This is a genomic window from Lysobacter sp. 22409, from assembly GCF_052045105.1.
Taxonomy (GTDB): domain Bacteria; phylum Pseudomonadota; class Gammaproteobacteria; order Xanthomonadales; family Xanthomonadaceae; genus Lysobacter; species Lysobacter antibioticus_B.
Map to the genome: position 1 here is coordinate 1 of NZ_JBQEOE010000088.1, position 7,523 is coordinate 7,523.

General features: G+C 68.7%; 7 protein-coding genes. 4 read left to right on the top strand and 3 right to left on the bottom strand.

The window, feature by feature from the left end:
- The first annotated feature begins 219 nt into the window (after nucleotides 1-219).
- Nucleotides 220-1,533, top strand: a complete 1,314-nt coding sequence (locus ACTJJK_RS22830) for an MFS transporter (RefSeq protein WP_440731332.1) — start codon at nucleotides 220-222, stop codon at nucleotides 1,531-1,533.
- A gap of 171 nt (nucleotides 1,534-1,704) precedes the next feature.
- Here the strand turns inward: ACTJJK_RS22830 and ACTJJK_RS22835 are convergent, their stop codons facing one another.
- The 3 genes from ACTJJK_RS22835 to ubiH all read right to left on the bottom strand — a co-directional run bounded on the left by ACTJJK_RS22835 (nucleotide 1,705) and on the right by ubiH (nucleotide 4,635).
- Nucleotides 1,705-2,028, bottom strand: coding sequence for a hypothetical protein (locus ACTJJK_RS22835; protein WP_440731333.1), 324 nt, complete (start codon nucleotides 2,026-2,028; stop codon nucleotides 1,705-1,707).
- A gap of 148 nt (nucleotides 2,029-2,176) precedes the next feature.
- Nucleotides 2,177-3,376, bottom strand: a complete 1,200-nt coding sequence (locus tag ACTJJK_RS22840; protein WP_440731334.1) for an FAD-dependent oxidoreductase — start codon at nucleotides 3,374-3,376, stop codon at nucleotides 2,177-2,179.
- A complete protein-coding gene (gene ubiH / locus ACTJJK_RS22845; protein ID WP_440731336.1) occupies nucleotides 3,373-4,635 on the bottom strand; it encodes a 2-octaprenyl-6-methoxyphenyl hydroxylase in 1,263 nt (420 codons plus the stop codon). The genes ACTJJK_RS22840 and ubiH overlap by 4 nt, the downstream gene beginning before the upstream one ends.
- Nucleotides 4,636-4,929: 294 nt before the next feature.
- Here ubiH and ACTJJK_RS22850 point away from each other — a divergent pair, with 294 nt between their 5' ends.
- From ACTJJK_RS22850 to ACTJJK_RS22860, 3 genes are read left to right on the top strand one after another with little or no spacing between them, the layout of a single operon-like run.
- Nucleotides 4,930-5,523, top strand: a complete 594-nt coding sequence (locus tag ACTJJK_RS22850) for a hypothetical protein (protein WP_051885429.1) — start codon at nucleotides 4,930-4,932, stop codon at nucleotides 5,521-5,523.
- A gap of 15 nt (nucleotides 5,524-5,538) precedes the next feature.
- Nucleotides 5,539-6,093, top strand: a complete 555-nt coding sequence (locus ACTJJK_RS22855) for a cob(I)yrinic acid a,c-diamide adenosyltransferase (RefSeq protein WP_031374144.1) — start codon at nucleotides 5,539-5,541, stop codon at nucleotides 6,091-6,093.
- A 2-nt stretch (nucleotides 6,094-6,095) separates the two neighbouring features.
- A complete protein-coding gene (locus ACTJJK_RS22860) occupies nucleotides 6,096-7,007 on the top strand; it encodes a histone deacetylase family protein (RefSeq protein ID WP_440731335.1) in 912 nt (303 codons plus the stop codon).
- Nucleotides 7,008-7,523 lie beyond the last annotated feature (516 nt).

Sequence of the window (7,523 nt, forward strand, 5' to 3'; positions counted from 1 at the left end):
CGATAGGACATCCTTGTCCTATCGAAAAACGGCGCACGTCCTGTGCGCCGCCCTCCGGGTCTCCACTTGACCGGTAAAGCGGCAAAGCAGATCAAAATTTCGGCAACGGCAACGGCATGATTCTCATCGCCACGGCCGCCCACAGAAGCCCCATTGCTTGCACCGCGCCGTCGTTGCGGCATAGTGCCGGACTCCACCTGCCGCCCGTCCCGTCCGCCCATGACCGCCAGCCCCGTGTCGCCGTCCGTCTCCGTCCCCGCGCGCCGGCTCGACCGCAAGGACGCGCGCACCCTGCTGCTGTCGGCACTCGGCGGTGCGCTGGAGTTCTACGACTTCGTCATCTTCGTGTTCCTGACCGCGATCCTGCGCCAGTTGTTCTTCCCGCCGGGCATGCCGGGCTGGCTCGCCGAGCTGCAGGTCTACGGCATCTTCGCCGCGGGTTATCTGGTGCGCCCGATCGGCGGCATCGTCATGGCGCATTTCGGCGACCGCTCCGGGCGCAAGCGCATGTTCGCGCTGAGCGTGTTCCTGATGGCATTGCCGACCCTATGCATCGGGCTGTTGCCGACCTATGCCCAGATCGGCATCGCCGCGCCGCTGTTGCTGTTGTTCCTGCGCATCGTCCAGGGCATCGCCATCGGCGGCGAAGTGCCGGGTGCATGGACCTTCGTCGCCGAGCACGCGCCGCCGGGGCGGGTCGGTTTCGCCTGCGCCAGCCTCACCGCCGGCCTCACCGCGGGCATCCTGATCGGCTCGCTGATCTCCACCGCGATCAACACCTGGTTCGCGCCGTCCGAGGTGCTGGGCTGGGCCTGGCGCGTACCATTCCTGATCGGCGGCGTGTTCGGCTTTCTCGCCGTATACCTGCGGCGCTGGCTCAGCGAGACGCCGGTGTTCACGGCGATGCGCGAAAGCCGGCAGTTGGTGCGCGAACTGCCGCTCAAGCAGGTGTTGCGCGACCATCGCGCCGGCGTGGTCCTGTCGATGTTGGTGACCTGGCTGCTGACCGCGGCGATCGTGGTGATCATCCTGATGACGCCGACCCTGGTGCAGAGCCAGTTCGGCATCGCCCCGCAGCGCGCCTTCCTCGGCAACAGCCTGGCCGCGTTCTGCCTGACCCTCAGCGCCATCGCCGGCGGCCTGCTGGTCGACCGGCTCGGCCGCGGCCGCGCCTTGCTGATCGGTTCGCTCGGCGTGTTCGCGAGCAGCTTCGCGCTGTACTACGACCTCAACCACGGCGGCGCCAACTTCCTGCCGTTGTACGCCTTGGCAGGCGTGTTCGTCGGCGTGGTCGGGGTGGTCCCGGCGGTGATGATCGCCGCGTTCCCGGCGCCGGTGCGTTTCTCCGGGCTGTCGTTCTCGTACAACGTCGCCTATGCGGTGTTCGGCGCACTGACACCGCCGTTGATCGGCACCTTGGCGCCGAAGCTCGGCGGCATGACCGCCGCTTATTACGTCATGGCCGTGGCGGTGATCGGCGTATTGGTGTCGGTGTATCTGCTCAGGACCAAGCAGCGCTTTCACGAGCATTGAGCGAAGGAGCTTCAGCTCGCGACCGGAACAAGAGCAAATCCCCCACGGCCGCTGTGCGGCCGTTCGCCCCCTTTTCCAAAGAGGGCTACAGCAGAGGCGGCGGCCGCGAGCGAATGCCGCGGCGGCTGACGCCCACCGCGCGGCCATGAGCGCCGCTGCGACAGGTCCGGATCAGCAGACCATCACGAAGTAGCTGCCGAACAACCACAGGCCCAGCATCCATAGGCAAAGCATGGCCACCAACGCGGCCAGCAGCAGCGGCAGACGCCGTGTCCACTTCATGCCGCGGGTCGCCCGCACTGCGCCGAATACCGCGGCGAGTCCCAGGACGAAGAACAGGCCCAACATGCCGAAGCCCAGCGCCCAGAACACAGGGCCCTTCTCGCCGGTGCCGGGCGGGCATTGCGTGGTCGCGCCGGCCCATTGGGGCCATGACGCCGCGAGCAGCACAGCACAGCTCAGGCCGCTCCGGTTCGATCCATCGATTCGTTTCATCCCGCTCTCCGCATCCATGCTCACGATCGTATCGCAGGGCCACGGCGCGCATTCGACGATGCGACTCTTCACCGGTGGCTTCGAGAGTACCGGCCTCGACCGTGCCGCTCTCGGCACGGTGGCCTTCGACGTAGCAACGGCCGGTGCCTTACAAGCCCGCCGCGCGCTTCCAGAAGTAATGCGTCAGCGGCGGCAGCTTGCTGGCCAGGCCGAGCATCGGTCCGCGCAGCAGGGTCGCGGCGACATCGTCGTTCGAGAACACCCGGTTCAAGCCCTCGAAGCCGTAAGCGGCGAGGGCATTCTCGCTGCGCCGTTCGCGCGCCCAACGGGCCAGGCGCGTCGACGACCCCGGGTCGAGTCCGCGTTGGTGCGCCTGTTTCAGACTGCCGCGCAATGCGGCGATGTCGCGCAGGCCCAGGTTGACGCCCTGCCCGGCCAGGGGATGCACGACATGGGCGGCATCGCCGGCGACCACCACACGCCCGGAGACGTAACGTTGGGCCAGCTGACGACGCAAGGGGAACGCCGCGCGTTGCGAGACTCGCGTCAAGGCGCCCAGGCGTCCGGCGAAGGCGCGTTCGAGTTCGATCAGGAACGAGGCGTCGTCGCTGGCCAACAGGCGCTCGGCTTCCGCCTCGGGCACGGTCCAGACGATCGAGCTGCGCCGGTCGCGCGCACCGGCGTCGCCGAGCGTCGGCAGGAACGCCAACGGCCCGCCCGGCAGAAAGCGCTGCCAGCAGGTCGCTTCATGACTCAGCTCGCTGTCGACATAGGCGACCAGTCCGCGCTGGGCGTAGTCGTGCGTGGGGGCGTCGATGCCGCTGAGGCGGCGCAGCTTGGATTCGGCGCCGTCGGCGGCGACCACCAGGCGTGCGCGCAAGCGGCGTCCGCCTTCGAGGATCACGCCGACGCTGTCGGGTGCGTCGAGTTCGAGCGATTCGACTTGATCGGGGCAATGCAGTTGCACGCCGGCCGCGGGCAAGGCCGCCCACAGTTTGTCGACCAATAAGGCGTGCTCGACGATCCAGCCCAGTTCGCGACGGCCGAAGGCGTCGGCATCGAAGTGCAGTTCGCCGCCGCCGGCCGCGTCCCACACGCGCATCGCGCGGTAGGGTTGCAGGCGCGCCTCGCGCACGCTCGACCAAACGCCCAGGTCGTTCAACAACGCAGCATTGTCGGGGGCGAAGGCGTACACCCGCAGGTCCGGCCGCTCTGCGTTCCAACGCGGCGGCTCGCGGGTTTCGACCAGGGCCACCTCGAGTCCGTCGCGGGCGAAGGCCAGCGCTGCGGCCGCGCCGACCACGCCGGCACCAACCACGACCACGTCGAGCAGTTCGCGCCTGCTCATGCGCGCCCTCCGAACGAGCGAAGGCCGTCGTGTTCGCCGCGGCACAGCGCCGGCACGTCGCCGCGATAGCCCATCGCGCCGCCGACCAGGAACGATTGCGCGCTCGGCAGGCGATCGACGGCGAACAGGCCCAGACTGCGCAGCGGACGCATCAGGCCGCTGTCGTTGGCGGCCAATCGCGCCGCGCCGTCGGAAAACGCGACCGTGCGTTCGCGGTCGGAGGCGCGTCGCTGCGCGTAGCGTTCGAGCAATTCGTCGGCGCCGCAATCGACAGCACCGCCGGCAGCGCCCGTTGCGAGCTGCTGTTCGATCAGTTCGGCCAGGGTCATCGCATCGCGCAGGCCGAGGTTGAAGCCCTGCGCGCCGATCGGGTGGATGGTCTGGGCGGCATTGCCGACCAGCACCGCGCGCCGTTCGACGGTGCGCCTGGCCAGCACACGGATCGCCGGATACAGGCTGCGCGCGCCGCAGGCGAGGAAGCGCCCGGCGCGCCAGCCGAACGCCTCCTGGGCGCGGGCGATGAAGCCGGCCTCGTCGAGCGCGGCGACTGCATCGACATGCGCAGTCGCGACGCTGTGGATCAGGCCGTAGTGGCGATCGCCGCGCGGCAGCAGCGCGGTCGGGCCCTCGGCGCCGAGCCGCTCGTAAGCGGTGCCGTCGGGCGCACGTTCGCCGCGCAGCCGGGTCACGAACAAGGTCTGGCCGTAGTCGTATTCGTCGGCGCCGATCGCGAGCGCGTCGCGCACGCCGCTGCGGGTGCCGTCGGCGGCGACCAGCAGGCGCGCGCGCAGGACCCGTTCGCCGGCGCCGTCGGCGACCCGGATCGCGCGCCAGGCGGGGTCGCCGTCGGCGAGACCGACGAAACGCACCGGGCGGTAGCGCTGCAGGCGCGGCAGTTCGACCAGGCGCGCTTCCAGCGCCTCGCCGAAATCGCGTGCGACCACGATGCGGCCGAATTCCTCTCGGCCATAGCGCTCGGCTTCGAGCACGGCGCGGCCGAAATCGCCGCGCCGGCTGATGTGGATGCGCCGGATCGAGCCGGTCGGCGCGCGCAGCTTGGCCAGCACGCCGAGCGCGCTCAGCGCGTTGACGGTGGCTTCGGCGAAACTCAGGTTGCGTTCGTCGAACACCGCCGGCAACGAACCCGGCGGCGCCGCCTCGACCAGGCCGACATCGAGACCGAGCCTGTCCAGGGCGATGGCGAGACTGGCGCCGACCAGACCGCCGCCGACGATCAGGACGTCATGGCTGGCGTGCACCGCGGAGTCGGCCGCGCCAGGCGTGGCGGGGGCCGGCGTGGCTGCAGCCGGCGTCTGCCCATCGGGGTTATCTACGTCTGGGTTCATGCGTTCATGATACGACCGCGCCCGCGGCGAGTCTGTCGGCAGCGGCCCGGAACCTGTGCACGGGGCGGTCATCGTTGCGAAGGATCAAGCACTTAGCATCGGATCGGGCTGCGATCCGTTCACGGTGGACGGCAAACCGGCACTTTCGCCGCAGGTTCCTTAGAATGGCCGGATTGGCGCGCCAGTCCGGCGTCAGGAGCCAGAGTCATGAAGCCGAACACCCAACGCAGCCTCGTCCTGGCCTTGCTGGCCCTGTTGATGGTCGCCACCCGCGTCAATCACTGGACGCCGATCCCCGACGCCTCCTGGGCCGTGTTCTTCATCGGCGGCTTCTATCTGCGCCAGTGGACCCGCTGGGCCTTCCCGGCGCTGATGGCGCTGGCCGTGGCCGTCGACTACGCCGTGATCACCCGCCAGGGCATCAGCTTCTGGGATCACTACTGCGTCTCGGCGGCGTACTGGTTCCTGGTCCCGGCCTACTTCTCGATGTGGGCCGGCGGCCTGTGGGTCGCGCGCAACTACAAGCGCAGCTGGGGCACGCTCGGCCTGACCGTGGTCGCACTGCTCGCCTCGACCGCGGTCTGCCAACTGCTGAGCCAGGGCAGCTTCTACTGGCTGTCGGCCTCGGTCGCCGAGAAGACCGTCGCCGGCTGGGCCGCCAACTACTTCCAGTGGCTGCTGCCCTACCTGCAGACGACGGCCACCTATGTCGGCATCGCCGCCGTGGTCCAGGCCATCGCCGCGTCCGCGGCCAAGTCGAAGGCGTCGACGACGCACTCCGACGACGCCCGCAAGCTCTGACCGAGCGCGTCATCGATGGGCAACCGTCTCTCGAAAATCTACACGCGCACCGGCGACGACGGCAGCACGGGTCTTGGCGACGGCAGCCGCATCGCCAAGGACTCGGCGCGAGTCACCGCCTACGGCACGGTCGACGAAGCCAATTCGACGATCGGCCTGGTGCTCGCCAGCGAATTGCCGGACACGATCCGCGAACAACTGGTGGCGATCCAGCACCAGATGTTCGACCTCGGCGGCGAGCTGTGCATCCCGGGCCATGCGGCGATCTTCGACGCCGATATCGACCGCCTCGAACAATGGCTCGACGGCCATAACGACGATCTGCCGCCGCTGAAGGATTTCATCCTCCCCGGCGGCGGCGAAGCCGCGGCGCGTTGCCACATCGCCCGCACCGTGGTGCGCCGCGCCGAGCGCGAGACCGTCAGCCTGGCGCGCCTGGACAGCGTGCGCCCGGAAGCGGTGCGCTACCTCAACCGCCTCTCCGACCTGCTGTTCGTGCTGGCCCGCGTGCTGGCGCGCGCGAGCGGGCACGGCGAGGTGCTGTGGAACCACGAGCGCCGCAAGGGTTAGCGATGCGCATCTACACGCATCCGGCCTGCACGCGCCACGACCCGGGTCCGGGTCATGCCGAGCGGCCGTTGCGTCTGGTCGCCGTCACCGAAGCCCTGCGCGAAGCCTATCCCTCGCTGGACTGGCACGAAGCGCCCGGCGCCAGCCGCGGCCAATTGCTGCGCGCGCACGGCGATGCCCTGCTCGCGCTGATCCTCGACACCCAACTCGACGGCCCGATGTCGCTCGACCCCGACACCGTGCTCGCGCCCGGCTCGGCCGAAGCCGCGCTGCGCGCCGCCGGCGCCGGCATCGCCGCGGTCGACACGGTGATCAAGGGCGAGGAGAAACGCGTGTTCTGCGCGGTGCGCCCGCCCGGCCACCACGCCACCGGCGATGCCGCGATGGGCTTTTGCCTGTTCAACAACATCGCCGTCGCCGCCGCCCATGCCTGCGACAAACACAACCTGGCGCGGGTGGCGGTGATCGATTTCGACGTCCACCACGGCAACGGCACCCAGGCGATCTTCGACACCGACCCGCGGGTGATGTACGTCAGCTCGCACCAGATGCCGCTGTACCCGGACACCGGCTACGCCCACGAACGCGGCGTAGGCAACATCATCAACGCCCCGTTGCCGGCCGGCACCGGCAGCGAAGGCTTCCGCAAAGTCTGGCGCGAACATCTGCTGCCGACCGTCGACTCGTTCCGTCCGCAACTGGTGCTGATTTCCGCCGGTTTCGACGCCCACCGCCGCGACCCGCTGGCCCAGGTCGAGCTCGACGGCGAAGACTTCGCCTGGATCACCCGCGAACTGGTCGCGATAGCCGAGCGCCACGCGCTGGGACGCGTGGTGTCGATGCTCGAAGGCGGCTACGACCTGGCGGCCCTGCGCGAGAGCGCGGTGGCGCATGTGGGCGCCTTGATGGAGTGAGGCGCCGGGCGCCTGGGGCGCGGTGGTGACGCCCCATCGCAGTTGCGTGGCCGTTATCGCGGCGAGTTGCGTCGCGAGCATGCAGCAACGTGGTCGCGGCTCGCGCCGCTCCTACCCGGAAGCAATTTCGCGGTTGCCGTTGCCGTTGCCGTTGCCGTTGCCGTTGCCGTTGCCGTGATTTTGATCTGCTTTCTGCTTTGCGCTTTGCCGGTCAAGTGGAGACCCGGAGGGCGGCGCACAGGACGTGCGCCGTTTTCCGATAAGACAGGGACGTCTTATCGGAAAATCCCGGCGCCGGCATCGCACTCGTGGCCTGTGCCCTTGCAAGGAGAGCCCTTTTCTTTGGTTACCTTTCTTTTGGGCTTAGCAAAAGAAAGTAACCCGGCCGCGTTAGCGGACGGAAGCTCTGCACTTGCTTATGGCTTCTTCATGAGCAAGATCTAGATCAAACGCTAAAAGCTTCCGCCACTAAAGCGGCGGGTTACTTTCTTTTGTCATAAGCAACAAAAGAAAGGT